The organism is Micromonospora sp. NPDC005172 (genome assembly GCF_040608555.1).
Lineage (GTDB): Bacteria > Actinomycetota > Actinomycetes > Mycobacteriales > Micromonosporaceae > Micromonospora.
In genome coordinates, this window is sequence record NZ_JBEXIL010000006.1 from 150,991 (window position 1) to 175,712 (window position 24,722).

The 24,722-nt window shown below is 71.7% G+C and carries 29 protein-coding genes; 20 read left to right on the forward strand and 9 right to left on the reverse strand.

Features of this window, described 5'->3' with window-relative positions; all coding sequences use genetic code 11:
• The first annotated feature begins 160 nt into the window (after window positions 1-160).
• From ABZV06_RS06360 to ABZV06_RS06390, 7 genes are all read left to right on the forward strand, one after another.
• On the forward strand, window positions 161-1,123 hold the full coding sequence (locus ABZV06_RS06360) for an LCP family protein (RefSeq protein WP_355240693.1): 963 nt from the start codon (window positions 161-163) through the stop codon (window positions 1,121-1,123).
• Window positions 1,124-1,181: 58 nt separating this feature from the next.
• Window positions 1,182-1,517, forward strand: coding sequence for a rhodanese-like domain-containing protein (locus ABZV06_RS06365; protein ID WP_355240400.1), 336 nt, complete (start codon window positions 1,182-1,184; stop codon window positions 1,515-1,517).
• 10 nt (window positions 1,518-1,527) lie between these two features.
• The gene (locus tag ABZV06_RS06370) at window positions 1,528-2,316 is read left to right on the forward strand and encodes a glycerophosphodiester phosphodiesterase family protein (RefSeq protein ID WP_355619121.1); all 789 of its coding nucleotides are present in this window, start codon (window positions 1,528-1,530) and stop codon (window positions 2,314-2,316) included.
• Between the two features lie 116 nt (window positions 2,317-2,432).
• Entirely contained in the window at window positions 2,433-3,887 is a 1,455-nt protein-coding gene (locus ABZV06_RS06375) for an ATP-binding protein (RefSeq protein ID WP_355240394.1), read from the forward strand.
• A 64-nt stretch (window positions 3,888-3,951) separates the two neighbouring features.
• A complete protein-coding gene (locus tag ABZV06_RS06380; protein ID WP_355619170.1) occupies window positions 3,952-4,368 on the forward strand; it encodes an ATP-binding protein in 417 nt (138 codons plus the stop codon).
• 382 nt (window positions 4,369-4,750) lie between these two features.
• Entirely contained in the window at window positions 4,751-5,941 is a 1,191-nt protein-coding gene (locus ABZV06_RS06385; RefSeq protein ID WP_355240391.1) for an MFS transporter, read from the forward strand.
• A gap of 97 nt (window positions 5,942-6,038) precedes the next feature.
• Complete coding sequence (locus ABZV06_RS06390; RefSeq protein ID WP_355240388.1) at window positions 6,039-6,926, forward strand: DUF5926 family protein; 888 nt, start codon at window positions 6,039-6,041, stop codon at window positions 6,924-6,926.
• On the opposite strand, the gene ABZV06_RS06395 is transcribed toward ABZV06_RS06390, so the two are convergent.
• On the reverse strand, window positions 6,913-8,142 hold the full coding sequence (locus ABZV06_RS06395; protein ID WP_355619124.1) for an arginine deiminase: 1,230 nt from the start codon (window positions 8,140-8,142) through the stop codon (window positions 6,913-6,915). The two genes, ABZV06_RS06390 and ABZV06_RS06395, sit on opposite strands and share 14 nt — an antisense overlap.
• A gap of 164 nt (window positions 8,143-8,306) precedes the next feature.
• Between ABZV06_RS06395 and ABZV06_RS06400 the strand changes: the two genes are divergently transcribed.
• The 5 genes from ABZV06_RS06400 (at window position 8,307) to pheA (ending at window position 11,756) form a co-directional block, all read left to right on the forward strand.
• Window positions 8,307-9,047: a hypothetical protein gene (locus tag ABZV06_RS06400; protein WP_355240382.1), complete on the forward strand. Its 741-nt coding sequence runs from the start codon at window positions 8,307-8,309 to the stop codon at window positions 9,045-9,047.
• Window positions 9,048-9,213: 166 nt separating this feature from the next.
• A complete protein-coding gene (locus ABZV06_RS06405; RefSeq protein ID WP_355619127.1) occupies window positions 9,214-9,672 on the forward strand; it encodes a hypothetical protein in 459 nt (152 codons plus the stop codon).
• Window positions 9,673-9,747: 75 nt separating this feature from the next.
• Window positions 9,748-10,137, forward strand: a complete 390-nt coding sequence (locus ABZV06_RS06410) for an ACT domain-containing protein (protein ID WP_355240376.1) — start codon at window positions 9,748-9,750, stop codon at window positions 10,135-10,137.
• Between the two features lie 148 nt (window positions 10,138-10,285).
• Window positions 10,286-10,792, forward strand: a complete 507-nt coding sequence (locus ABZV06_RS06415; protein WP_355619173.1) for a hypothetical protein — start codon at window positions 10,286-10,288, stop codon at window positions 10,790-10,792.
• A gap of 10 nt (window positions 10,793-10,802) precedes the next feature.
• A complete protein-coding gene (pheA, locus tag ABZV06_RS06420; protein WP_355240373.1) occupies window positions 10,803-11,756 on the forward strand; it encodes a prephenate dehydratase in 954 nt (317 codons plus the stop codon).
• Window positions 11,757-11,817: 61 nt separating this feature from the next.
• Here pheA and ABZV06_RS06425 read toward each other — a convergent pair whose 3' ends face one another.
• From ABZV06_RS06425 to ABZV06_RS06435, 3 genes are all read right to left on the reverse strand, one after another.
• Entirely contained in the window at window positions 11,818-12,543 is a 726-nt protein-coding gene (locus ABZV06_RS06425; RefSeq protein WP_355240370.1) for an AIM24 family protein, read from the reverse strand.
• Between the two features lie 102 nt (window positions 12,544-12,645).
• Complete coding sequence (locus ABZV06_RS06430) at window positions 12,646-12,993, reverse strand: metallopeptidase family protein (protein ID WP_355619130.1); 348 nt, start codon at window positions 12,991-12,993, stop codon at window positions 12,646-12,648.
• A 90-nt stretch (window positions 12,994-13,083) separates the two neighbouring features.
• Window positions 13,084-13,515 (reverse strand): OsmC family protein, encoded by a 432-nt coding sequence (locus ABZV06_RS06435; protein ID WP_355240364.1) that lies wholly within the window; start codon window positions 13,513-13,515, stop codon window positions 13,084-13,086.
• Between the two features lie 197 nt (window positions 13,516-13,712).
• Between ABZV06_RS06435 and ABZV06_RS06440 the strand changes: the two genes are divergently transcribed.
• From ABZV06_RS06440 to ABZV06_RS06450, 3 genes are all read left to right on the forward strand, one after another.
• On the forward strand, window positions 13,713-14,453 hold the full coding sequence (locus tag ABZV06_RS06440; RefSeq protein ID WP_355619133.1) for a hypothetical protein: 741 nt from the start codon (window positions 13,713-13,715) through the stop codon (window positions 14,451-14,453).
• Window positions 14,454-14,640: 187 nt separating this feature from the next.
• Window positions 14,641-15,462: an HAD hydrolase family protein gene (locus ABZV06_RS06445; protein ID WP_355240358.1), complete on the forward strand. Its 822-nt coding sequence runs from the start codon at window positions 14,641-14,643 to the stop codon at window positions 15,460-15,462.
• Window positions 15,462-16,274, forward strand: coding sequence for an HAD family hydrolase (locus tag ABZV06_RS06450; RefSeq protein WP_355240355.1), 813 nt, complete (start codon window positions 15,462-15,464; stop codon window positions 16,272-16,274). The genes ABZV06_RS06445 and ABZV06_RS06450 overlap by 1 nt, the downstream gene beginning before the upstream one ends.
• A 4-nt stretch (window positions 16,275-16,278) precedes the next feature.
• On the opposite strand, the gene ABZV06_RS06455 is transcribed toward ABZV06_RS06450, so the two are convergent.
• Complete coding sequence (locus ABZV06_RS06455) at window positions 16,279-16,893, reverse strand: bacterial proteasome activator family protein (RefSeq protein WP_355240352.1); 615 nt, start codon at window positions 16,891-16,893, stop codon at window positions 16,279-16,281.
• Between the two features lie 60 nt (window positions 16,894-16,953).
• Between ABZV06_RS06455 and ABZV06_RS06460 the strand changes: the two genes are divergently transcribed.
• Window positions 16,954-17,751 (forward strand): alpha/beta fold hydrolase, encoded by a 798-nt coding sequence (locus tag ABZV06_RS06460; RefSeq protein WP_355619135.1) that lies wholly within the window; start codon window positions 16,954-16,956, stop codon window positions 17,749-17,751.
• Window positions 17,752-17,831: 80 nt separating this feature from the next.
• Complete coding sequence (locus tag ABZV06_RS06465) at window positions 17,832-19,019, forward strand: ABC transporter substrate-binding protein (RefSeq protein ID WP_355240346.1); 1,188 nt, start codon at window positions 17,832-17,834, stop codon at window positions 19,017-19,019.
• 75 nt (window positions 19,020-19,094) lie between these two features.
• Here ABZV06_RS06465 and ddaH read toward each other — a convergent pair whose 3' ends face one another.
• A complete protein-coding gene (ddaH, locus tag ABZV06_RS06470; RefSeq protein ID WP_355240343.1) occupies window positions 19,095-19,928 on the reverse strand; it encodes a dimethylargininase in 834 nt (277 codons plus the stop codon).
• Window positions 19,929-19,987: 59 nt separating this feature from the next.
• Here ddaH and ABZV06_RS06475 point away from each other — a divergent pair, with 59 nt between their 5' ends.
• Together ABZV06_RS06475 and ABZV06_RS06480 are read left to right on the forward strand one after the other, a co-directional pair.
• Window positions 19,988-20,449: an Lrp/AsnC family transcriptional regulator gene (locus ABZV06_RS06475; RefSeq protein WP_354814963.1), complete on the forward strand. Its 462-nt coding sequence runs from the start codon at window positions 19,988-19,990 to the stop codon at window positions 20,447-20,449.
• Window positions 20,450-20,509: 60 nt separating this feature from the next.
• Window positions 20,510-21,466, forward strand: a complete 957-nt coding sequence (locus tag ABZV06_RS06480; RefSeq protein WP_355619138.1) for a zinc-binding dehydrogenase — start codon at window positions 20,510-20,512, stop codon at window positions 21,464-21,466.
• Here ABZV06_RS06480 and ABZV06_RS06485 read toward each other — a convergent pair.
• The 3 genes from ABZV06_RS06485 to ABZV06_RS06495 form a co-directional block, all read right to left on the reverse strand.
• Window positions 21,463-22,557 (reverse strand): hypothetical protein, encoded by a 1,095-nt coding sequence (locus ABZV06_RS06485; RefSeq protein ID WP_355240336.1) that lies wholly within the window; start codon window positions 22,555-22,557, stop codon window positions 21,463-21,465. The two genes, ABZV06_RS06480 and ABZV06_RS06485, sit on opposite strands and share 4 nt — an antisense overlap.
• Window positions 22,558-22,686: 129 nt before the next feature.
• A complete protein-coding gene (locus tag ABZV06_RS06490; protein ID WP_355619140.1) occupies window positions 22,687-22,950 on the reverse strand; it encodes a DUF6457 domain-containing protein in 264 nt (87 codons plus the stop codon).
• Entirely contained in the window at window positions 22,947-23,696 is a 750-nt protein-coding gene (locus ABZV06_RS06495; protein ID WP_355619143.1) for an NTP transferase domain-containing protein, read from the reverse strand. The genes ABZV06_RS06490 and ABZV06_RS06495 overlap by 4 nt, the downstream gene beginning before the upstream one ends.
• A 133-nt stretch (window positions 23,697-23,829) precedes the next feature.
• Here ABZV06_RS06495 and fdhD point away from each other — a divergent pair, with 133 nt between their 5' ends.
• Window positions 23,830-24,693 (forward strand): formate dehydrogenase accessory sulfurtransferase FdhD, encoded by an 864-nt coding sequence (gene fdhD, locus ABZV06_RS06500; RefSeq protein ID WP_355619146.1) that lies wholly within the window; start codon window positions 23,830-23,832, stop codon window positions 24,691-24,693.
• Window positions 24,694-24,722 lie beyond the last annotated feature (29 nt).

Here is a 24,722-nt window from a genome sequence, read left to right on the forward strand (position 1 = left end):
GTTCGCGTAAAGCCCGACGATCGCCCCCTCACGTTCCGTAGCCTGAGGTGAACAGACCTCATGTATCGGCTGCGGGGAGACGGTCACGTCCAGGTGGGGGCGGAACGCGGCCGGCCGGGCACACCCGGCCGGGCCACACCGCGCCCGCTGGCCACGCTTCCTGCTCGGCATCGGCCTCGCCCTCGTCCTGCTGGCCGGGCTCGCCGTGGTCGGCCTCAGGACACTGACCCACCGGTACGACCGCACGGTGACCAAGGAGCAGTTGCTCGACGCCGACGCCCGCACCGACCGGACCGACCTGGACGGGGCGCTCAACTACCTGCTGATCGGCACCGACCGACGCGCCGGCAGCAGCGAACCGGACCAACGCTCCGACACCATCCTCATCGTGCACGTGCCGGCCGGGCGGCGCGAGGCGTACCTGGTCTCCATCCCGCGTGACCTGCTGGTCGCCATCCCGCCCGCGAACGGCTTCGGCGGCGGCCCCGACAAGATCAACGCCGCGTACGAGCACGGCGGCGGCGGGCCGGCCGGCACCCGACTGCTCTCGACCACCCTGAGCCGGCTCACCGGCATCCGGTTCGACGGCGCCGCGCTCATCGACTTCTCCGGCTTCCGGAAGGTGATCGACCTCCTTGGTGGGGTGCAGATGTGCGTCGACACCGAGGTCCGCTCGATCCACACCAACCGGGTCTTCTCGACCGGCTGCCAGCGGATGGACGGGGCACAGGCGCTGGACTACGTACGACAGCGCTACGGCCTGCCCGGGGGCGACTACGACCGGCAGCGCCACCAGCAGCAGCTCCTGCGGGCGATGCTGGACAGCGCCGGCGACGCCGACCTGCGCAACAACCCGGTCAAGCTGGACCAGGTGCTCCGCGCGGTGGGTGGCTCGTTGACCGTCGACACCAACGGCGTACCCCTCGAGGATCTGCTCCTCGCGCTCCGCGCGCTGCCGCCCGACGGGATGCGCGGCGTCCAAGTGCCCTCGTCGCCGCAGACCATCGACCAGGTCTCGTACGTGGTGCTCGACAACGGCGGGAACGGGCTTTTCGAGGCGGTCCGGGGCGCCCGCGTACCGGCCTGGGCACAGGCCAACTTGCGCTGGGTGACGCGGTTGTGACAGTGGCGACGGCCGGGTCGGTGCCGATCCGGCCCGCGAGGATCTAGTGTTGCTTCCTGTGTTCGGACCCCAGGTTCCCACCGTGCCCGTGACCGAGATCACCGACGACACCTACCTGCTCGACGTGCGGGAGGCCGACGAATGGGCGGCCGGCCATGCCCCCACCGCCCACCACCTGCCGATGATGGAGCTGCCCGCGCGACTGGCCGAGGTGCCCACCGACCGGGACATCGCCGTCATCTGCCGCTCCGGCGGACGTTCCGCCCAGGTCGTCGCCTACCTGGTCAACAACGGCTGGGGGCAGGTGCGCAACGCCGACGGCGGGATGCGCCAGTGGGCTGCGGTCGGCCGAGGAGTGGTCGACGCGAACGGGCAGCCCGGCCAGGTCATCTGAGGCGGGCGGGATGGGCGGACCACTGGTCTTCGCGCACCGCGGCGCCTCGTACGACCTCCCGGAGCACACCCTCGCCGCCTACCTGCGCGCCCTCGACGAGGGCGCCGACGGGCTGGAATGCGACGTCCGGCTGACCCGGGACGGGCATCTGGTCTGCGTACACGACCGCCGGCTGGACCGTACGAGCAACGGCCGCGGCCTGGTCAGCGCGCGCACCCTCGCCGAGTTGGAGGCACTGGACTTCGGCTCGTGGCATCCGGGCAGCGCCCCGAGCGGTGACCTGCCGCCGGACGAGTCACACACCCGGCTGTTGACCCTGACCCGTCTGCTCGACGCGGTGCTCGCCGCCGGGCGGCCGGTGCGGCTGCTGGTGGAGACGAAGCACCCGTCCCGCTACGGCTCGCAGGTGGAGCGGCGGCTGGTCGACCTGCTGCGTCAGTACGGACTGGCCGATCCGGCACCGGACGACCCGGTCCAGGTGACCGTCATGTCGTTCTCACCGCTGGCGGTGCGGCGGGTCCGGGAGCTGGCCCCGACGCTGCCCACGGTGCTGCTGCTGGAGGTGCTTCCGCCCTGGCTCCGGCTGGGCCGGCTGCCGTTCGGCGCCCGCATCGCGGGGCCGGGCATCGGCCTGCTCCGGGCCCGCCCCCGCCTGCTGCCCGCGCTGCGCGCCGCCGGCAACCAGGTGTACGTCTGGACGGTCAACGACCCGGCCGACATGGAGATGGTGTTGGCCGAGGAGGTGGACGGCATCATCACGGACCGTCCGGCGCACGTCCTGGCTCGGCGGGACCGCTGATCGGGCCGCGACGCCGAGCTGGCCGTCCGGCGTGCCGACCGCCGGCAGCACCTACGCCTACGCCTGAGCGACGACCGGGGGTGCCGAAAGCCGGGCCGGCGGGGCACACTCGGCACATGCCGGAGCGTATCGATTTTCCCGCTCTTCTCGCCGGCCACACCGTCGTGATCGAGATGATCAACGCTGGGGAAGCGGGCCTACCGGTCCTCATCCAGCTACTCCGGTTGACCCAACCGGCGCTGGGCGCGAGCGGAATGGCGTTCGTCGAGTTCGGTCCCACCGGCGGGCGGGTGATCGCGGCGACCGGCGCGGCGGAGTGGGCGGTCGGCCGCCCGCTCGCGGTGGACGACCCGGACACCGTCCGTCTGCTCTCCGGCCCCCGGGTGAGCCAGGTCCGGGTTACCGACCTGAGCGGCAAGCTCGCCGCCGAGCTGGCCGGCAGCGGACTGCGCCGGATGGTGGTCGGCCGGGCCGAGATCGGCGGTCACACCGCCGGCAGCCTGCACGCCTTCTATCCGGGCGACGACGAGCCGGGCGCCGAGCAGCAGGGAGTGATCGCGTACCTCGCCTCGTGCGTCGCGCACATGTACGGCGACCAGAGCGGGCTGCCGGTGCACGGCGACGGGCCGGTGGTGGCGGCACTCGCCGACGGGCTGGCGGTGGTCGACCGGGACGGCCACGTCCGGCTGTGGAACCCGGCCGCCGTGCAGGTCACCAGTCGGACGGCAGAGCAGGCGTTGAACGGGCCGTTGCCGTTTCCGCTGCCACCTTCGGGCCAGGTCCGCGACCACCGGCTGCCGGACGGGCGCTGGCTGCGCATCACCTCCGGTGACCTGCCCGGCCCGGGCGCGCTGCGGGTGGTCACCTTCCGGGACATCACCGACCAGCAGCGCCGCGATCACGACCGGGAGCTGTTCGTCGCCGTGACCAGCCACGAGCTGCGCACGCCGGTCACCGTCATCAAGGGGTACGCCGACACCCTCACCGACCACTGGGAGTCGCTGACCGACGCCGACCGGCGGCAGGCCGCCCGGGTGATCGGGCAACGGGCCAACGAGCTGGCCCGGCTGGTCGACCGTCTGCTCTCCTCGGCGGCCGAGACGGGACCGGGGGACGAACCGCCCACCCCGTTCGACCTGGGTGAGGCGCTGCGCGCCGCCATCGTGGACCTGCCGGCGGAGCTGCGGCACCGGCTGACGCTGCGCCTGCCGGCCGACCTGCCCAAGGCGCTCGGCCACCGTCCCAGCCTGGCGACCGTACTGACCGAGTTGGTGACGAACGCCGGCAAGTACTCGCCGCCGGGCTCGCCCATCGAGGTCACCGCCGGGGTCGACGGCCAGTTGGTCGCGTTCCGGGTGAGTGACCGCGGCATCAGCATCCGGCCGCAGCACGTGGAACGGGCGTTCGACCGGTTCTGGCAGGGCGAGTCCGGTGACCGACGCGGCTATCCCGGAGCGGGGCTCGGCCTGTATCTCGTCCGCCGGATCGTTGAACAACAGAATGGATGGGTATCCCTACGTCCGAGGACCGACGGCGGTACGGTCGCAGAGGTGCGCCTACCGCGCGGTTGACCAGCGGTGGCACGACGTGGAGGCGACGGTGGCAGCGGCAGCGGCGAGGGACCGGGCGTGGTGCGTGGTGGTTCCCCATCACCCCGTCGGCGCACGGCTGGCCCGGCATCGGCTCGCCGACGATCTGGCCGACGTCGTACCCCCGGTGCTCCTCGCGGATCTCATCGCGGTGCTCGCCGAGCTGGTGGGCAACTCGGTCCGGCACGCGCGTCCACTGCCCGGCGGCGTGGTCCGGGTGGCGTGGCGGCTGCGGCCGTCGGGCGAGGGCCCACGGATCCAGCTGCGGGTGACCGACGGCGGCGCGGGCACCGGCCCCCGTATCCGCATCGCCGGCCAGGACGCGGCGGACGGGCGCGGCCTGCACATCGTGGCCGGCCTGGCGACCCGCTGGGGCGTCGAGCGTGACGGCATGGGCCAGCGCGTCTGGGCGGAGTTCGACCCGACCTCGACGACCCAACCCGATCTGGTCGCCACAGCTTGACCTGAGGCAGTAAGCCCGGTGGCGAACCACGTGTGAGTGGCCCGCCACCGGCGAGTCCCGAACGACCCGGCTACCGGTTCGCCTTCGCGTCAGACTCAACTACCTCGCAGGTGGGACCTTTCACCAATCAGGGTGCTTCGTCATGGTTCACCTCCTCAGGACCACACCGCGCGCCGACATCACCGCATCTAGTGATCCACGGATGAGGCGCGGGTATGTCAATTTTGATCTTATCAGCATCAGCATCAGCAAGGCATGTGCGCGGGAGGGGCGAACCCGAGCCCCGGAGGTGGCGCATCCGAGTTGGAATGAAGTGACAGTTCACTCCACTATGCAAGCCTGATGCCACCAACCGCCCCTCGGATACCTAGGCGAATATCGCATGTTGCGCTTGTTCAGGAATCGCGAGTTCGTCGCGCTCGTCGGCACCGAAGTACTCTCCGTTGTTGGCGATCAGTTGTCCAGGGTGGCGCTGGCGTTGCTGATATTCGAGCGGACCGGATCGGCGGGGCTGAGTGGCCTGACGTACGCGATGACATACCTGCCCACTGTCGCCGGTGGACTCCTGCTGTCGCCCCTTGCCGATCGACGGCCACGTAGAAGCGTCTCAGTAGCGATCGACGCCCTGCGGGCGGTGATTGTGCTGACCATGGCACTCTCGGGCCTCCCGCTCGCTGCGTTGTGCTGCCTGGTTGCCGCATCGTCGTTTTTGTCCGGCCCCTACACAGCGACCCGTCTGGCGCTTCTCCGCGATGTCCTGCCACGAGAGCAGTACGGGCCGGGCATGGCGCTTCGGCAGTCACTCTCACAGGGCGGGCAACTCGTCGGTTTCTGCTCCGGTGGCTTCATCGCCACAGCTTTCACACCAACGGTGTGTCTCCTCGTCGACAGCCTGACCTTCATCGCGGCAGCGTTGATCGTCCGCGCGTCGGTCACCTTCCGTCCCGCCGTTGCGACCGCCGGGGCAACGGGCACTGTCACCACGACTTTCGGCACGATCTGGCGCTCGCCGGCTCGACGAGCGATCTTTTTGTCCACCTTTATGGGACTTTTCCTCACGGCACCGAAGGCGCTTTCTGTGCCATGGGCGTCCGATCTGCACCTGAGCAACCGCTGGGTCGGCCTCTTCATGGCCGCAGAAGGGTTGTTCTCTGTGGTCACGCTCGCGATCTTCGCTAGGTTCGTGACCGCCGACCGGTACGCAAGACTGTTTCCGATCGCCTGCCTCGTCCCCGGCGTACCGCTGCTCGCCGCACTTACCATCCGCGATCCCTATCTGACCGTGCTCGCCTTTGGAGTAAGCGGGGCGGCGTGGTCCGTCCTCGTCGTCATAGCGGCGTCCTCGCTGGCCGAGTTGCTTCCCGACGACCAACGGGGTCGGGGCATGGGGATCGCCGCTTCAACGAACGCGACGGCACAGGGAGTGGGCGCGTTCATTGCCGGGCTCGCCGCGGACGAGATCGGTGTGGGCCTCTCCATCACACTCCTCGGTATCCTCAGCATCCTTTTCGCGTTCGCACCCGCGACCCTATGGAACCGTGCCGCGGTCCAGACGAAAGCGTTCGCCGGCTGAGGTCCGACCCGGCGACCATTTCGACCACATTGGCGTGCTAACGGGTAACCCCTGGTCGGCGTCGACTACTGCCGCTCTGGTACTAGGCTGTGACGCCGTGAGCAAGCGTCGAAAGAGCCAGCGAGTAGCCAGCGACACCACTCCCCGCCGGGACAAGGTGCGGGACATCTTCGTGCCGCGACCGTTCGAAGGGCTGGTCGACGAGTCCGAGTGGATCGCGCTGCGCGAGCTGGTGCCCGCCGCGTCCGCCCCGCTGCGACTGGCGCCCGCCCTGGTCGAGGAGTTCGGCGACCGGTCGGTCACCCTGGCCACGGTGCTGCCGATGGCCACGCCGGCCGTGAGCAAGCCGGACGGCCAGGTGCTCATCGGCCTGCAGCGGCACCAGCAGTCCGGCGACGTCTCCCGAGACCTGGCCGACGCGTTGCTCAGCGCCCTGCGGGCCGAGCCGGGCGGTCAGGTGTCCGTGCCGCCGCTGCCCGGCCCCGGACCGCGACTCCAGGACATCCTCGTGGATGGTCCGCTGGAGATCACCATGCACGACGGGTTCGAGTTCTGGCTCGATCCTGGCGCGGCCGACGATCCGGGCGTCCAGGCGTCCCTGGAGCGGGCCAACGCCGCCATCTACCCGACCGTGCGGATGACCTCCGCGAAGGCCGCGTACTGGTGCCGGGTGCCCGAGAAGTCACACGTGCGCTGGGTGCTGCCGGACGACGAGGATGCCGCCCTCGACGCGCTGGCCCGGCTCGGCGCCGCCGGCACGCTGACGCTCGGCGACCAGACCAAGTTCGCCGGGATGTTCCGCGCCCACGGCCGGCTCGTTCCCGTGTGGGACCTGCCGGAGGAGACGCCGGCCGCCGAGTGGGAGGACCCGGTCGCGCAGTTCGCCAAGCGGTACGCGGAGGCCCTTGCCAGCACCGAGGTGTTGGACGCCGCCGGCCGCCGCGCCCGCCAGGGGCTGCTCGGCCGTCAGCTCACCCTGCGCTGACCCCGCCGCGCAGCGGTTCGCGGTCCATCGGACAGGACATGCAGCGGGGGCCACCCCGGCCGGAGCCCAGCTCCGAACCGGCGATCGGGATGACCTCGATGCCGGCCCGCTCCAACTGGGCGTTGGTCTCGGTGTTGCGTTCGTAGCCGACGCACAGCCGGGGCGCCAGGGCGAGGGTGTTGTTGCCGTCGTCCCACTGCTCACGTTCGGCGGTGACCGGGTCCAGGCCGGTGTCGATGACCCGGAGCTGGTCCAGGTCCATCGCGTCGGCGGCGGCCCGCAGGAACGGCGCCGGGCCGTCCACCCGCGGGTCCTCGCCGTCCGCGCCGGCGATGACGGTGTACGCCGAGAGGGTGCTGGCGATGTTCGGATACATCAGTACGGCGTCGACGTCGACCATCGTGCAGACGGTGTCCAGGTGCATCGTGGCGCGTTTCTGGGCGATCGGCACGACCAGGATGGTGTGCGCCAGCCCGGCGGCGAAGACCTGCCGGCCGAGACGTTCCGCGCCCGCCGGGGTGGTCCGCTCGCCCACGCCGACCGCCAGCACGCCGGGTGCGAGCAGCAGCACGTCCCCGCCCTCCAGATGTTCGAGGTCGGGGCGGTAGACGAACTCGGTGCCGGCGAACCGTGGGTGGTGTCGGTAGATGGCGTCGGTCAGGCTGGTCTCCCGACGGCGGGCCGGCATGGCGAGGCTGGTGACACCGACGCGGTCGCCGATCCACAGCGACGAGTCCCGGGTGAAGAGCAGGTTGGGCAGCGGGTCGATGACGAAGTCGTGCCGGTCCATCAGGGTGTAGACGAGCCCGCCCGGCCGCTCCGAGCTGATCCGCAGCTCCTCGTGGGCCAGTCCGGCGGTGAGGACGTCGGCCAACGCGACCGGGTCCAGATAGGCCAGGTGGTCGGCGACCCTGGTGCGCAGCGTGTCGCCGAGCCGCCGCGAGCGGAGCACCTGCTCGGTCAGTTCTGCGCGGGCGTCCTCGACGGCCAGTGTCTCGGCCAGCAGGGTGGCGAGGTAGAGCACCTCGACCCCGCGCTCGCGCAGCGCGGCCGCGAAGGCGTCGTGCTCCTCCTGTGCGCGGCCGACCCAGGGGATCGCGTCGAACAGGAGCGAGTCGTTGTTGCGGGGGGTCAGCCGGGCCAGTTCCGGGCCGGGCCGGTGCAGCAGCACGGTGCCGAGCCGGCCGACTTCACTGTCGACGTAGTGGGTCACCACCGCAGCGTAGGGCAGGGTTTGGCGGCATCCGAGAAAAGAACTGTGGATGAATATGGCATTCATCCACAGTCACTCCGGCGCTCCGGCTTGCAGAACACCGGGAGTGGCAACGTAGGGTAGTGAGAAGATAACTTCGAGGGACCTTTTGCCGGAGGTCGACGACGATGACTGTCTTTCCCGCACGACGAGCCGTACCGACCGCCCGGGCACTGCCGCCCATCGCGGTGCCCCACCCCCGCGTCGAGGCGCCAGGGGCTCTCGAACCGGTCCGCCCCACACCACTCGAATGGGCCCGCCGGCGTCGCGCCGAGCGGGGTGCCCGTCGGTTGGAGGCGGCCGGTGCACGGGCGCTCGGCCAGCTCGACCACCTCGGGCCGTCCTGGCACGTCATCGAGTGGCCCCGCACCGACGTGGCGGACGTCCTGCTCGACCGCTCCCAGGAAGACCGCGCCGGGTTCCTCGCCATCGGGCCGAGCGGTCTGTTCGCGGTCACCATCGCCGACCACGGCCGGGCCCGGGTGCTCGTCGCCGGGGACGTCGTGCAGATCAACGGTAAGCGGCCCCCGTACGTCACGGAGGCCCGGCGCGACGCCAAGCGGGCCAGCAAGGCCCTCTCCGACGCGGTCGGGTTGACCATCCCGGTGACGCCCGTGCTGACCTTCGTGGGTTCCGGCGTGATCAGCGTCTACGGACTTCCGAAGGACTGCCTCATGGCCACCCACCGGGAACTGGACCGGCTCCTCGTGGCCGGCGGCAACCGGATCAGTCCGACCACCGCAGAAAAGCTGGCCCGGGTGGCACAGCACCCGAACACGTGGCTGAACGGCACTTACCGTCCATCGGCCGACTACCGGTGGTACGAGGAGGGCCGAACGGCCGCTGACAAGGCGGCCCACCGCCGGTAACGTCACCGGCGACGCCACGCGGCCCCGGTCCCCCACCTACCCACCGGCCCCCGCGCCGTCGCCGGCCGCCCGGGTTCTCCGCTGCGGCGCGGTGACCTGGCTCGCTCGGTGATTCCGTCGTCGACCGGCTAGCGTGGACATTCCGTCGTTGTACATAGGAGGCGCGGTGGCCCACGTCGAACTCTCGCTCTCGGAAGTGTTGGTGCCGTCGGCGCGAGCCTCGACAGAGCTGGAGTTGGACAATGTCGGCCAGTGGTCCTCGACGGTCGGCCGGGCCGACGAGCCCTGCCTGCTGATCGACGCCGACACCCGCGTGGTGGCCATCTCCACGGCCGGCTGCCAGCTGCTCTGCCTGGGCGAACCGGCCGGCCTGATCGGGCGCCCGCTGCTCGACGGCGGCCTGCGCCTCCTGGATTTCACCGCCAATCGGGGCGAGCTGACCGAGGCCGAGATCGACAAGATCCCGCCCCTGCTGGCGCTCTCCTCCGGCCGCCTCGCCCGTGGACTGCTGCGGGTGCAGGCCGCCTCCGTCGGCTGCCCTGACGCGACCGTCGACGCGATCTCCACTCCGCTGCTCACCGACGGTGCCGTCGCCGGATCGCTCACCTTCTTCTCCGAGGTTTGACCAGCGGCGGGATGTGTCGTTCGCCGCACGCGGCGAAGCCCGGATGGGCTGGGATCCACGCCGTAAGGTGCCCTCATGCTCGATATCGCCCTGCTGCCCGGGAAGTACGCCGTGTGCCGGCTGGGTGCCGGCACCGCCCTCCCGGACGTGTTGTCGAGCGGACTGGGCCGCGCTGACGTGGTCACGGTGAGCTGGACCGCCGACGGGATCTCGCTCATCTGCCCTGCCGACCGGGTGCCCGCCGACGCCGTGGTGGAGACCACCTGGCGTTGCCTACGCGTTGCCGGCCCGACGGGCGTGGCTGGCACGGGGACGCTCGCGGCGCTTGTCGACCCGCTCGCCGCGGCCCGGGTCAGCGTGGTCACCTTCTCCACCTTCGACACCGACTACGTGCTCGTGCCGGCCGTCCGGCTGACCGAGGGCACCGCCGCGTTGGAACGCGCCGGACACCGCATCCTCGGCTGACCTTCACCCGGCCGGCCGCTCCCCCTACGATGGGCTCGGCCACCCCGGCCGCGACGTACCCCGATGTCCCGAGGATCGGCCCGTGCCGTTCACCCCACCCCGTCACCCCGCTGCCCCCGGCGCCGCCGCACCCGCGGCGGCCGCGCTGCTGGCGCTCCTCGCGCTCGGAGCGCTGACCGGCTGCGGGGCACCTCCCGAGCTGCGCGACCCCGCCGGTGTGCCCACCGGGGCCGGCAGCCCGACGGCGTCCGGCCCGACCGGCGTCCCGACGGGCACCCCCTCGTTCGCGCCGACCGCGCCGCCCCCCACCACCGGCTTGGCCACTCCGGACCCCGGCCTGGTGGCCACGGCCTGCCGGAAGGGGCCGACCGGGCAGCGGGTGGTGCAGTTGCTGCGCGGTCGGGCGTCGGTGCTCCCGGACAACGTCGGGGTCCGGGTCCGCAGCGGGCCGCTGTGCGCCGGCGACTGGCAGTACACCGTGCTGGAGGTGACCGGGCACGAGGAGCTCCAGGTCGTCACCCAGGGTCGGCCGGAGGCCCTGGAGCTGATCACCGCCGGCACGGACGTGTGCACCATCGAGGTCCGGGCCACCGGGCCGGCCGGCATCCGTACGCTCGCCTGCGATGCTGCTTCGACGCTCGGGCCGGGTGCGTAGTCTGGGCGGCATGCCCGGAACACCGCCTACGCGCTTCGTCTACCTCGGCCCCGAGGGGACCTTCGCCGAGCAGGCCCTGCGCACCATCCCCGCCGCCGAACACGGCACCCGTACGCCGGCGCGCAGTGTCGGGGAGGCTCTGGACAGCATCCGGGCCGGGGAGGCCGACGCGGCGCTCGTACCGCTGGAGAACTCGATCGGCGGGGCGGTCGGCGTCACCCTCGACGAGATGGCCGAGGGCGAGCCGCTGGTGATCACCCGGGAGGTGATCCTGCCGGTCGAGTTCGTTCTCGCCGCGCGTACGGGTACCGCGCTGTCGACGGTCCGCTCGATCGCGGCACACCCGCAGGCGTCCACCCAGTGCCGGGGCTGGCTGCGGAACCATCTGCCCGACGCTACGGTCGTCGACGTCCTCTCCAACGGCGCGGCAGCGGCCGGTGCCGGGTCCGGCGAGTACGACGCGGCGATCTGCGCGCCGATCGGGGCGGCCCGGCACCGGCTCGCGTTGCTCGCCGACAAGATCGCCGACCATCCGGACGCGGTGACCCGTTTCGTGCTGGTCTCCCGTCCCGGCCCACCCCCGCCGCCGACCGGCGACGACCTCACCTCGCTGGCTGTCTACATCGCCCACGACCGGGTCGGCGCGCTGCTGTCGGTGTTGATGGAGCTGGCCGTACGGGGGGTGAACCTGACCCGCATCGAGTCCCGCCCGACCGGGGAGGCGCTGGGCCGGTACGTCTTCTTCCTCGACTGCACCGGGCACGTGGCCGACGTACGCCTGGGTGAGGCGTTGCAGGGGCTGCGCCGGGTGTGCGCGGACGTCCGTTTCCTGGGGTCCTATCCCCGACACCGTTGGGTCGAGGCGGGCGAGCGGCGGGTGCCCGCGCCGGCCGGCCTCTCGGACGTCGACTACGCCGACTCGACGGCCTGGTTGGCCCGACTGCGCGCCGGCGAGATGAGCTGAGCGGGCGGGGAGCCGGGCCCTGGGGGCGCGCCCGGTAAGCGCGCCCCTTCGGGGTCGGCGCTCAGCTCAACAGACCCCCGAGCAGACCACCCTCCTGCTGCTGCTGCTGACCGCTGCCCATGACGGGCGGCTCCTCGGACGGCTGCACCACCACGAAGCCCTGACCCGCGAAACTCATCGTGAACGACTCGCCGGTGCGGCGACCCAGCAGCGTGCCGAGGCCAAGCTGCTCGGCCCGGTGGTAGCCGGTCTGGAGGTTGGCCGACCAGCAGACGGCAGCCTGCGGGTCGACGTACGTCGGGGCGTCCACGTTGAGCACCACCGGGGTGCCCTTGGTCGTGATCGCGATTCGGCCGTAGCCGCTGAACACGCAGTTGAACAGCCCCGACGAGGAGGCCATGCCGGCGCCGCCGACCATCCTGATGTCGTACTGGAGGGTCGAGTCGAACGCGAGCACGCTGGAACCGTTGATGGAGAGCGCGTCGCCCGGCTCCAGGTCGATGATGTGCACGTCCTTGGCCAGCTCGGCGAGGAAGACGTCACCCTGGCCGGTGACCTTCATCAGCGGGACGCCCTCGCCGGTCAGCTTCTGCTTGAGGAACTTGCCGAGGCCACCCGAGCCCAGGGCCTGGAACTGGACGTTGCCCTGGTAGGCGACCATCGAGCCGACCCGGGCCATCGCCTCGCCGTTGAGCTCGATCTTCAACATCTTGGAGTTCTGCAGGCGCATGCCCGCCTGCGCCGACTCCTTCTCCAGGTTCTCCGCCGAGAACAGCTCGCTGCGCATGAAAGGTGCCTCCTGAAAGGGTCGTGGTCGCTGCACCGACCGTAGGTGACCACGGCAACCGGAGGCGATCGGTTCAGCGAGGCGCGTACGGGACCCGCCGCGTCAGCCCCAGCCCAGGGCGTGCAGCCGGGCGTCGTCGATGCCGAAGTGGTGGGCGATCTCGTGCACCACGGTCACCGCCACCTCGTCGACGACGTCCTCGTCGGTGTCGCAGATCCGCAGGATCGGGTGCCGGTAGATGAAGATCCGGTCCGGCAGTACGCCGGAGTAGTCCCAGCCCCGGTTGGTGAGTGCGTGCCCCTCGTAGAGACCGAGCAGGTCGGACTCACCCGGGGGCGGGTCGTCCTCGACCAGGATCACCACGTTGTTCATCAGGCCGAGAAGTTCCTCGGGCACCTCGTCGAGGGCGTCAGCGACCAGCTCCTCGAAGCGCTCGCGTGTCATCTCCACCGGCACGCCGTTCATTCTGCCCGACGCGGGACCGCTCGGCCGGGTCGCGCTCGGCGACCCGGGCCGGGGTCACGTGTGCGGGTCGCCGGGTCAGGAGGCCAGGCGGGCGGTGAGGGTGATCTCGGCGCCCGGCGAGAGCAGGCGGGAGATCGGGCAGTTGGCCTTCGCGGCCTCGGCGAGCTTGGTGAACTCGGCCTCGTCGACGCCGGGCACCTGGCCGACGGTCTCGAGGTCGATCCGGGTCACGCTGAACCCGGCGTCGGTCTTGTCCAGGTGGACCTTCGCGGTGGTCTCGACCGAGGTGGGCGTCGTGCCGGCGTCGGCGAGGGCCTTCGAGAACGCCATCGAGAAGCAGCCCGCGTGCGCGGCGGCGATCAGCTCCTCGGGGTTGGTGCCCTCACCCTCCTCGAAGCGCGACTTGAAGGAGTAGTTGCCGGAGAGGCCGCCCTTACCGGTGCGGACGGTGCCCGAACCCTCGGTGAGATTGCCCTGCCATTGTGCGGAAGCGGTACGGATAGGCATGTTGAGAACGCTAGCGGAAAGGTGACCAGCGGGCGACCGACCGGCACCGACGACCGCCCTGCGATTCCCGTCACCCCGGCCGGCGACGCCGACGGATCGTGGCGACCATGGGCGGACCCGCGGCGTCGACGACAGCGCCGCCGCGAAGGGCTGTGCCATGATTCGACGCAGGCCCGTGACCGGCGGAGGGATGGCCGATGCCCGAGGATCTGCCCATTCCGCGCCAGGGCGAGCCGTCCGACGCGCCGGCCGTGATCGAGTGGGGTGGCGACGAGCCCGCGCGGGCTCGTCGATTCGGTAACCCCCTGGCCGGCCTGACCCGGGATCCTCGCCTGCCGCTGCTGCTGGCTGGCCTCGGCGCGGTCGCCGGGGTCGCGTCGATGCTCGGCGAGTGGGTGGTGACGACCATGCCCAACGCCGGTCCCGACGGGACCAGCACGATCGAGGTGCCTGCCGGCGTGTCCGAGGTCGGCGGCTTCGGGATCGCCTATCTGGCCGGACTACTCGGCCTGGCCTGCGCCGTGGCCCTGGCGTTGGGTGGTACGGCGACGGTCCGTACCAACGCGCGACTCGCCGGGATCACGCTGGCCGGCGCGCTGCTGGCGTTGCTGGTCGCCGCCACGGCGACGTTCGACGACCTCAGCGAGCGGACCCTGCTCTACTCCGCCCAGGAGGGCTTCCGGGTCGAGTACGGCCGCGGCCTCGTGCTGGCATTCGTCACGTGTGTCCTCTTCGCCGCGGCTCTGCGCCTGGCGTGGGCCGTCCCGGCCAGCACGTCCGCCGGGCAGCCTGACGATGACGCTAGCGCCGACGTGCCTGCGATGCGATCCTGGCGCCGCCATCGGGACCCGGTGCCGGGCGACGGTGGCCTACCCGCGCCCGCCGACCTGACGGTGCAACCGGCCACCCCCTTCGCCCGCCCCGAACACCCGTCCTGAGCGCCCGCACGCCATGCCACCCCGGGGTAGGGGTGGACACCTTCCGGGTGCCGTGCGTTGGTGCCCGATTCGCCGGGAAGCCATGGTTGCGACCCGTTCCGCGAGGTACGGTTGCTGCCCGCCGTCACGCCGGGTCTCCACCAGGACCGCACGGTTGGCTGCGACGGCGGTGGGCGAAGGAGGAACGATGACCCGCCCGGGACTGCCCAAGCTGATCGCGACCGACCTCGACGGGACGCTCGTCCGCAGCGATGACACCGTCTCCGCGTACACCCATGGGGTGCTCGACCGGGTGCGGGCCGCCGGAATTCCGGTGGTCGGCGCAACCGGACGTGGCCCCCGACTGACCGAGCTGACGCGTAACGACATCCGCGCCGCCGACTTTCTGGTGATGGCCGGCGGCGGACGTGTGGTCGACCAGAGCGACCCGACGGGCCCGGTGGTGCTCCGCGACGAGCGCCTGCCCGCCGAGGTGCTGGCCCGGCTGCTCGCCGATCTGGAGGCCGAGGTCGGCCCGCTGACCGTGATGGTCGAGGCGTCCGACGAACACGACGCCCCGCTCTGGGGTGACTACCACGAGAGCTGGCCCTACCAGGACCGGTTCGAGGCGCGCAGCCGCGCTGAATGCCTCTCCTGTGACGTGATCAAGGCGTTCGCCCGGACCGCCGACCACCACGTCGACGAACTGCTGGCGGTGGCCCGTCGGATCGTCTCGCCGCAGGTCGCCACGCTCACCCAGGCCGGGCTCGGCTTCATCGAGATCTGCCCGCCCGGGACGGACAAGGCGACCGGGCTGACGGTGGTGGCGCAGAGTCTCGGCGTCGACCCGGCTGACGTCCTGGTCTTCGGTGACATGCCCAACGACCTGCCGATGTTCGAGTGGGCTGGCTGGTCGCGGGTGGCGGTGGCGAACGCGCACCCGGACGTCCGCGCCGCCGCCGACGAGGTGACCCTGCGCAACGACGACGACGGGGTGGCGGTGTACCTGGACCGGCTACTGTCCCGGTGATGGGAGACACCCCTCGGCTGGTAGCCACCGACATCGACGGCACGCTCATCCGCGACGACCACACGCTCAGCCCCCGCACCGCCACCATGCTCGCGCGGCTCACCGCGCGAGACACGCCGGTCGTCCTGGTCACCGGCCGCCCGGTCCGTTGGCTGCAGATGGTGTACGACCAGCTGGACGCGCCGCTGCCGGCGGTCTGCGCCAACGGTGCGGTGGTCTACGACCCGGTGCGGGACGAGGTGCTGCGGGCCGATCCGCTCGCTCCGCAGCACCTGGCCGAGGTGGCCGAGCGCCTGCGGGCCGAGGTGCCCGGTATCCGCTTCGCCGTGGAGATCATGGACAGCCGCGAGATGCGGCACGAGACGGAGTACCCGCTGCGCTGGGACGCCGACTCGAACGCCATCCGGCCGATCGAGACGCCGGAGGAGTTGCTCTCGCTCCCGGCGGTGAAGCTGCTCGCCCGCGCTGGCGAGCAGGATCCGGACGCGTTCGTCGCGGTGGTGGCGGCGGCGCTGGTGGGGCTGGCCGAGGCGACGCACTCGTCGTCGTCGGGCCTGGTGGAGATATCCGCGGCCGGGGTGACCAAGGCGGCCGGGCTCGACTGGTACTGCGACCGGCTCGGTGTGGCTGCGGCGGACGTGGTGGCCTTCGGCGACATGCCCAACGACGTGCCGATGCTGAGTTGGGCGGGGCGCGGCGTGGCGGTGGCCAACGCGCACCCCGCCGTCCTCGCGGTCGCCGACGAGGTGACCGGTACGAACTCCGAGGACGGCGTGGCCGCGTACCTCGAGAAGGTCTTCGGGGTCGAGTGACCCGTCAGAGGTACTGACCGGTGTTGTGACCCTCACCGCCGCCCGGCTGGCCGATGCCCGGGATGCCGGGGACGACGCCACCGGGGCCGCTGGGCAGCGCCTGGCGGCCGCCGCGCATCTGCTCCAACTGGACTCGAGCGGCCATCTGCTGGGCGACCAGGGCGGCCTGGATGCCGTGGAACAGGCCCTCCAGCCAGCCGACGAGCTGGGCGTGTGCGATGCGCAGCTCGCTCTCGCTGGGCGCCTTGTCCTCGGTGAAGGGCAGCGAGATCCGCTCCAGCTCGTCGCGCAGCTCGGGCGCGAGGCCCTCCTTCAGCTCGACGATGGAGCGCTCGTGGATCTCCCGCATCCGGTGGCGGCTGGCGTCGTCCAGCGGGGCGGCCTTGACCTCCTCCAGGAGCTGCTTGATCATGCTGCCGATCCGCATCACCTTGGCCGGCTGCTCGACCAGGCGGGTCGGGTCCTCGCCCTGCCCCTCCTCGGTCTGCACGGTGCCGATCGGCCGCCCGTCCGGACCGACCACCACCACGGTGCCGGAGTGGCCGGAGTCGTCGGGGCCGGGCTGGTCGTTCTGCTCAGCGGTCATGGGGTCCATCTTCACCCAGGCGGCGTGACCCATGCCGCCCGGGACCGACTCCCAGGACCGAACCACCCGCGCGGGGCGCGCTACCGTCGCGCCATGCCTGCCGACCCACGCGCCGTGCTGACCCGGCCCGCGCCGGCGGCGGACCTGACGGTGGCCTACGGCGACCACCCCGACCAGATTGCCGACCTGCGCCGCCCGGCGGGTGGCGGCCCGGCCCGACCGCTGGTCGTGGTGGTGCACGGCGGTTTCTGGCGGGCCGAGTACGACCGACGGCACACCGGGCCGCTGGCCGCCGCGCTGGCGGCCCAGGGGTACCCGGTGGCGCAGTTGGAGTACCGACGTACCGGGCAGCCGGGCGGTGGCTGGCCGGGCACGTTGACCGACGTCCTGGCCGGGGTCGCGGCGCTGCCGGAGTTGGTCGCCGAGGCTCTGCCCGGCCGGGCGAGCGCGTCCGCGCCGATCCTGATCGGTCATTCCGCCGGTGGCCACCTGGCGCTGTTCGCGGCGGCCAGCGCGCCGTCGACGGTGCGGGGGGTGCTGGCCCTGGCTCCGGTGGCCGATCTCGCCGAGGCGTACCGGCTGGATCTGGACTCCGGGGCGGTGGCCGCGCTGCTCGGCGGCGGCCCGGCGGAGGTGCCGGAGCGATACGCGGTAGCAGATCCACGATCATTGGTACCGATGCGGATACGCACAGTAGTTGTGCACGGCTCTCTGGATCAGCAGGTACCGGCCTCGCTGAGCCGGGATTTCGTCACAGCGACTCGTGCCGCAGGATCCGATATTTCCCTTGTCGAGCTGCCCACATGCGAGCATTTCGGGCTGATCGACCCGGAGTCTCCGGCGTGGCCCCGGCTGCTCGATGCATTGCGGTCCTTGCACGATGATCACTAGCCATTGACGCAGCGTCGCCCGAGCAGGTAGAACGCCGGTGGGGCGCTGTTCGCCCTGCAACGCTCCTGGGAAGGAATTCGGTGTCGCAGATGAATCGCAGGCGGGCGCTCCAACTGTTGGCCGCGCTCGGTACGACCGGATTCGCCGCAGCGTGCGGCTCCGACACCGACGCCCAGCCGACGCCCACCAAGGGCCCGATCAAGATCGGTCTGATCGCACCGAAGGCCGGCGGCTTCAAGTCCATCGGTGACGACATCACCAACGGCTTCCAACTCTTCCTCGACCTGCACAACCAGCAACTGGGCGGCCATCCGGTCGAGCTGCTGACGGCCGACGAGGGTGAGACCGCCAAGACCGGTAAGGCCGCCGTCGACCAGCTTCTCAAGCAGAACGTGCTGGCGCTCACCGGCGTGGTCAACTCGTCGGTGATGGTCGGCATCCGCGACACCGTCGAGGAGGCCCGAATCCCGCTCATCGGGTCCAACGCCTCGCCGAGCAGCCTGCAGAGCGTCGTCTACATCTGGCGTACCTCGTACGTGCTGGACGAAGCCGGGCGGGCGCTGGGCCGCTACCTGCGCGACCAGCTACCGGCGAACGGCCGGATCGCGATCATCGTGCCGGAGAACGTGGGCAGCCCGGACGTCGTGCGCGGCTTCCGGCAGGAGTTCGGCCCCACCGACCCGCGCATCGCGGACCCGGTCACCAACACCAACCCCACCCCGAACCCGGGCAAGACCACCTACGCGGCGGACATCGAGAAGGCCCTGCGTAAGAACCCGACCGCCGTGTTCTGCTTCTACGCGGGCGCGGCCGCCGTGGAGTTCATCAAGCAACTGCGCGACCAGTTCTCCGGACCCGTCTACGCCCCCGGCTTCCTCACCGAGGGCTCCGTGCTGGAGAGCCTGGACCGGGACGCGCTGGGCATCCAGACCGCCCTGAACTACTCGGCCGACCTCAACAGCACGTCGAACCGGGTCTTCGCCTCGGCGTACCGCAAGAAGCACCAGACCACCCCGACCACCTACGCCATGGCGTCGTACGACGCGGCACAGGTGCTCGACCAGGCGATCCAGCTGACCGGCGGGGCGCCCACCCCGCAACAGGTCAACCTTGCGCTGGGCCGGATCGGCCAGATCGACAGCCCGCGCGGCATCTGGCAGTTCAACCAGCCGCGTACCCCGCAGCAGAAGTGGTACCTGCGGGAGGTCCAGCGCGACGGTCAGGTCATGTCGAACGTGCTGATCAACGAGCTGGCCACGCTGGGCTGAGCGCCCACCAGGCGAAGCAGCAGGGGCCGGCCTCCGACGGGAGGCCGGCCCCTGCCGTACGCGGCAGTGCTCGGGTCAGTGCCGCAGTTCGGCGATGCAGCACTTCACGCTGCCGCCGCCCTTCTTCAGCTCGGCCAGCTCCACCGGGACCGGGGTGTAGCCGGCTGCCTTGAGCTTGCCGGCCAGCCGGGTCGCCTCGCTGTTGAGCACCACGTTCGCGCCGTCGCTGACCAGGTTGAGCCCGAAGGCCATGGCGTCCTCGTCGTCGGCGATCACCGCGTCCGGGAAGAGCTGCGTGAGGACCCGCTGGCTCGCCGCGGAGAACGCGCCGGGGAAGTACACGACGTTCGCGTCGTCGAGCGCGGCGAGCGCCACGTCCAGGTGGTAGAAGCGGGGGTCGATCAGCCGCAGCGACACCACCGGCCGTCCCAGCGCCTCCTGGGCCTCCGCGTGCGCCGGGATCTCGGTACGGAAGCCGTGCCCGGCCAGGATGAGCCCGCCGTGCGCCTCCGGCACGTACGCGAAGTCGCCCTCGCCCTCGTTGGTCTCGCTCGGCGCGACGAACCGCCAGCCCTGCTGCTCGTAGAACGCGTGGTGCGCGGCGGCCTCGCCGGTCCGCTGCTCGTGCTTGAACCGCGCGCCGTAGACGCTGCCGTCGACCACGAAGGCGCCGTTGGCGGCGTACACCATGTCGGGCAGCCCCGGCTCCGGCCTGAGCAGGTGCACCTCGTGGCCGAGTCCGACGAGCGTCTCGCGCAGACGGTCCCACTGCTTGACGGCCAGTTCCCGGTCCACCGGGGTGGTCACGTCCATCCACGGATTGATCGCGTACTCGACCGCGAAATGCTCGGGCGAGCACATGAGATATGTCCGCTTTCGCGGGACTCGCTGCTGGTTCACGGTCACCAACAGTAGGTATCGTTGAACTTTCGTAACAGCCACAACCATTGCTTTTCAGAGGCGGAACGTTGCAGATAGACGCCGTTGACCAGCGGATCATTGCGTTGCTCGTCGCTGATGCCCGTGCCTCGTACGCCGACATCGGCACCCGGGTGTCACTCTCCGCCCCGGCGGTCAAGCGCCGGGTCGACCGACTGCGCGCCACCGGCGTCATCCGGGGATTCACCGCCGTCGTCGACCCGGCGGCCGTCGGCTGGACCACCGAGGCGTTCGTCGAGCTGTTCTGTGCCGGCCGGACCACCCCCGCGCAGATCGGCGTGGCCGCCCGCCGTCACCCCGAGGTGGTCGGCGCGTACACCGTCTCCGGCGAAGCGGACGCGCTGGTGCACCTGCGGGCCGCCGACATCGCCCATCTCGAGGCGGCACTCGAGCGACTACGCGCCGAATCGTTCGTGACGTCCACCCGCAGCACCATCGTGCTGTCCCGGCTGGTCGAATCCCCCGGCGTCGGGCCGTCCACCGGCGCTTGACCTCAACCGAGGTTCAGGTGTTGGACTCGTGGCTTCCTGGCACGACACGAGGGAGATTCCATGCGAGCGATCTGGTTACGTGAGTTCGGCGGTCCCGAGGTCCTGACGCCCGGCCCGGCGCCGGACCCGACGCCCGGCCCCGGCCAGGTGTCGATCGACGTCGCGCACGCGAACGTCACCTTCGTCGAGACGCAGCAGCGCTCGGGGCGGCCCGGGCCGAACCGGTACACCCCGCCGATGATCCCTGGCAACGGTGTCGGCGGCATCATCACCGCCGTCGGACCGGACGTCGACCCGGCCCGCATCGGGCAACGGGTGGTCACCGCCACCGGCGGCGCCGGCGGATACGCCGAACAGGTCGTGGTGGACGCGTCCGCGCCCATCGACGTGCCGACCGGGCTGGCACTGGACGCGGCCGTGGCCCTGCTCGCCGACGGGCGTACCGCCACCATGCTCGTCGAGGCGGTCGCCGTCCGTGACGGCGACCGCGTGCTGGTCGAGGCCGCCGCCGGCGGGGTGGGGAGCATGCTCGTCCAGATCGCGACGCGGGCCGGCGCGCGCGTGGTCGGTGTGGCCGGCGGACCGCGCAAGGTGGCACTGCTACCCGGGTTGGGCGCCGAAGTGGCGGTCGACTACCTGCAGCCGGAGTGGGCCGACCGCGTCCGCGAGGAGGTGGGCGAAGTCGACGTGGTGTTCGACGGCGTCGGCGGGGCGGTGGCCCGGACGGCGTTCGAGCTGCTGACCCCGGGCGGCCGGATGATCAGCTACGGGTTGGCCAGCGGCGAATGGTCCCCCGTGACGCCGGATGCCGCCGCCGAACGCCGGATCACGCTGATCCGGCCGGACGTGCCACCCGCGCGACTGCGGGCGTACACCGTCGCGGTCCTGGCGGACGCGGCGGCCGGGCAGCTCCGGCCGCTCATCGGCCAGCGCTTCCCCCTCGAACGGGCCGCCGACGCGCACGCCGCCATCGAGGGGCGGGCGACGGTCGGCAAGACCCTGCTCGACGTGAGCTAGAGATACATCCCGGTGCGGTGCTGGGAATCGTCACCGCGGACCGACTTGTCGCCCTCGCCGAAGAAGCGCTTGCCCCCGAACTCGCCGTGGAGACGATCGTCCAACTCGTCGGCGAGACCGGTCATCACCTGCACCGCCAGCATGAGATGGGTCGCCTGGAAGTTACGGCCGAAAACCGGGATCGAGGCCCAGACCGTGTCGTCGGCGCAGTACAGCCGACCGATCGGCATCCGGTTGGTCAGCTCCGACAGCTTGACGTAGAGCCGTTCGGTCGGCTCGACCTCGGTGAGGATCGGGGAGAAGACGTCCACCAGGGGCGGGTTGTCCCGCACCCGTACGAAGACCATCGCCGAGCCGGCCCGGATGGTGATGTCGCCGTCCGAGTCGATCTGCAACTGCTCGGCGTCGGACTTCAGCATCGTGGACACCACGGTGCGGACGCGCTCCGGCAGGTCGAGCACGTCGTCCCGGTCGGCGGCCGCCTCGGCCAGCGCCTCCTGGAGGTCACTCTCGACGTCGGCGTCCGGCCCGAACTCGCTGCGCGCCGTGCCCAACGGCTCCACGGCCAACGGCTCACCCTCGGCGTCGTGCACGAGGTAGACGAGGAAGGCCGGGTGCGGTGCGCCGTACACGTCGCGCAGCGTCCGGGACAGCAGCGGAGCGATCCGGTTGACGTCCGCCGCCGTGCCGTCCAGGCCGAACGAACCCCCGGAGCCGGCCACCACGCCGGGCGGAGACCAGCCGAGCGCCACCATGTCCGCCACCGCGGCGCGGTCCAGCCGGTAACCCTGCGGCAGGGCCGCGTTACCGACCGCCCGGGCGGAGAGCCCGCCGTCGTCGGCCGCGTCGACGCTGATCGAGTAGACGGCGTCCCCCGTACCGGAGGCGGTGGGGTCGAGGGTCAGTTCGAGGTGCGCGCCGGCCGGCAACTCCCGCAGCCGCAGGGCAAGCATCCGGGAGAACTCCCGCCATGCCTCCGTCACCTTGGCGCGCAGGTCGGTGGTGCTGGGTCCGTCGAGCAGGATCGACTCCGCCGGCTCGGATGTACCGCCGGGCTCTCCGTCCGACGCCGAGGGGTGGTCAGCCGTCATGATCGCCTCCGTCCGTTCCGATCACCCTACCCACGCGCTCCGGACGTCGAATCAGCCCGGACCGGGATCGGACACCGGCCGTCGTCCCGCACCGGAGACGGCCACGTCCTCCGTGCCCGGCGCGGCAGGTCAGGACGTGGGATCGGCGAGTTCGGCGTCCAGCCGGACCGGCCAGTCGGCCGCGAGAGCGCTGAGCCGGGCCGCCGCGTCCGCCGGGTCGGCGCCGCGACCGACAGCCACCCCGAGGAGGTACGCGCTGACCGGCGCACCGGGTCGCACCACCTGGTGGGCAACGTCGCGGGCCAGGTCCAGCACCGCCGACACGGGCACGTCGGTCGGGTCCAGACCCACCTCGGCGCAGACCGCCGTGACCCAGTCGTCCAACACCGTCATCGCACCCACTCCTCCGCCCGGCGTACGTCCTCGTCAGTGTCGCAGTCGAACCACGGCGGTGGACCGTCACCGGCCCACGGCACCTCGCGGATCGCCAGACCGGCGAACAGCGCCCGCATCGAGGCACCGGCCAGACTGCCGCCCCGTTCGGCGGCCAGCCGCAGCAGCCCGGCCCGCAGCGCCTCGACCCGCCACACCCCACAGAGTGACTGCCGCCGGCCGTTCGCGTCGACGAAGCACACCCCGTCAGCCGGCCGCTCGCGGTCGGGGACAGCGCCGACTCGCCGGCCGGACGGGTTGTCAGCCGGGGCTCGCTGACTGGACAGGCTGCCGGCCGTGGCGGCGGATGCCGGGCTGCCAGCCAGGGCTTGCGGGCTGGACAGGCTGTCGGGTCGGGCGGCGGTGGGCGGGGCGAGGTGGTCGAGCAGGTCGCCGATCGCGGCGCGGGTGAGCAGCGGCAGGTCGGCGGCGAGCAGCGCGACAAGCGTCGTGTCGGGGTCGAGCAGCGCCAAGCCGGCCGCCGTCGCGGCGACGGGTCCGCCTCCGGGAGGATCCTCGCGGGTCACCCGTACGCCGTCCGTAACGCCGCCACCGGGACCGACCAGCACGCGGGGCGCGGCGTCGCCGACCGCAGCCAGCACCCGGTCACGCATCGATCGGCCGCCGACCGGAAGCGCGGGCTTGTCCACCCCGCCCATCCGTCGGGCGGCCCCACCCGCGAGCACCACGGCGGCGTACGTCCCCACCCGGTCACGGTAGCCGTGCCGACGCTCGACCGCCCGGTGTCGGCGCGTGCCGGGCGCGGTCTGCCCGGTTGCTCACCGTGCCCGATGACCGGCGGCCGTGCGGGCGTGCCGGTCTGGGGTGCAGGATGGCGGGATGGGACGGGCGACTGACCGACGGCGCGTACTGCGGATCGACCTGGACGCGGCCGACGGGCGCGCAGCCGTCCGGCGGCCCGACAACCTCTCGGTGGAGGAGCCGCTGGAGATCCGGGTCGGCCCGGGCGGCCCGGGTCGACGCAAGCCGCTCGCCGTCACCATGCGCACCCCCGGGGACGACCTGGACCTGGCGATCGGTTTCCTGCTGACCGAGGGGCTGATCCGCTCGACCGACGATGTGCTGACCGCGCAGCTCTGCGCCGGCGCGGAGACCCCGAACACGTACAACGTGGTGGACGTGGTGCTCGCCCCCGGCGCGCCGGAGCCGACCACCGACCCGTCCCGGAACTTCTACACGACCAGCTCCTGCGGGGTCTGCGGCAAGGCCAGCATCGACGCGATCCGGACGCGGTCGCTGTTCGACGTCACGGCGGACCCGCTCGCCGTGCCGGCCGCGCTCCTCGCCGAACTGCCCGACCGGCTGCGTGCCGCCCAGCGCGCCTTCGACCGTACCGGCGGGTTGCACGCGGCAGGACTGTTCACGTCGGCCGGTGAGCTGGTCGTGCTCCGGGAGGACGTCGGTCGGCACAACGCCGTGGACAAGGTGATCGGCTGGGCGGTACGGGAACGCCGCCTGCCGTTGGCCGGGCATCTGCTGCTCGTGTCCGGCCGGGCGAGCTTCGAGCTGACCCAGAAGGCGTGGATGGCGGGCCTGCCGTTGCTGGCCGCGGTGTCCGCGCCGAGCACTCTCGCCGTCGAGCTGGCCGAGGAGGCGGGGATGACGCTCGTCGGCTTCCTGCGCGGCCCGACGATGAACGTCTACGCCGGGGCGCAGAGGATCACGGTCGACCAGGCGGCCTGACCCGAGCGGTGGTCCACACCAGTTCGCCG

What these genes read in the sequence shown, in the direction of transcription:
- ABZV06_RS06370 (WP_355619121.1), top strand. Translation starts at nt 1,528, where the DNA reads ATGGGCGGACCACTGGTCTTCGCGCACCGCGGCGCCTCGTACGACCTC.
- ABZV06_RS06375 (WP_355240394.1), top strand. Translation starts at nt 2,433, where the DNA reads ATGCCGGAGCGTATCGATTTTCCCGCTCTTCTCGCCGGCCACACCGTC.
- ABZV06_RS06385 (WP_355240391.1), top strand. Translation starts at nt 4,751, where the DNA reads ATGTTGCGCTTGTTCAGGAATCGCGAGTTCGTCGCGCTCGTCGGCACC.
- ABZV06_RS06400 (WP_355240382.1), top strand. Translation starts at nt 8,307, where the DNA reads ATGACTGTCTTTCCCGCACGACGAGCCGTACCGACCGCCCGGGCACTG.
- ABZV06_RS06410 (WP_355240376.1), top strand. Translation starts at nt 9,748, where the DNA reads ATGCTCGATATCGCCCTGCTGCCCGGGAAGTACGCCGTGTGCCGGCTG.
- pheA (WP_355240373.1), top strand. Translation starts at nt 10,803, where the DNA reads ATGCCCGGAACACCGCCTACGCGCTTCGTCTACCTCGGCCCCGAGGGG.
- ABZV06_RS06425 (WP_355240370.1), bottom strand. Translation starts at nt 12,543, where the DNA reads ATGCGCAGCGAGCTGTTCTCGGCGGAGAACCTGGAGAAGGAGTCGGCG.
- ABZV06_RS06435 (WP_355240364.1), bottom strand. Translation starts at nt 13,515, where the DNA reads ATGCCTATCCGTACCGCTTCCGCACAATGGCAGGGCAATCTCACCGAG.
- ABZV06_RS06440 (WP_355619133.1), top strand. Translation starts at nt 13,713, where the DNA reads ATGCCCGAGGATCTGCCCATTCCGCGCCAGGGCGAGCCGTCCGACGCG.
- ABZV06_RS06445 (WP_355240358.1), top strand. Translation starts at nt 14,641, where the DNA reads ATGACCCGCCCGGGACTGCCCAAGCTGATCGCGACCGACCTCGACGGG.
- ABZV06_RS06450 (WP_355240355.1), top strand. Translation starts at nt 15,462, where the DNA reads ATGGGAGACACCCCTCGGCTGGTAGCCACCGACATCGACGGCACGCTC.
- ABZV06_RS06455 (WP_355240352.1), bottom strand. Translation starts at nt 16,893, where the DNA reads ATGGGTCACGCCGCCTGGGTGAAGATGGACCCCATGACCGCTGAGCAG.
- ABZV06_RS06460 (WP_355619135.1), top strand. Translation starts at nt 16,954, where the DNA reads ATGCCTGCCGACCCACGCGCCGTGCTGACCCGGCCCGCGCCGGCGGCG.
- ABZV06_RS06480 (WP_355619138.1), top strand. Translation starts at nt 20,510, where the DNA reads ATGCGAGCGATCTGGTTACGTGAGTTCGGCGGTCCCGAGGTCCTGACG.
- ABZV06_RS06485 (WP_355240336.1), bottom strand. Translation starts at nt 22,557, where the DNA reads ATGACGGCTGACCACCCCTCGGCGTCGGACGGAGAGCCCGGCGGTACA.
- ABZV06_RS06490 (WP_355619140.1), bottom strand. Translation starts at nt 22,950, where the DNA reads ATGACGGTGTTGGACGACTGGGTCACGGCGGTCTGCGCCGAGGTGGGT.
- fdhD (WP_355619146.1), top strand. Translation starts at nt 23,830, where the DNA reads ATGGGACGGGCGACTGACCGACGGCGCGTACTGCGGATCGACCTGGAC.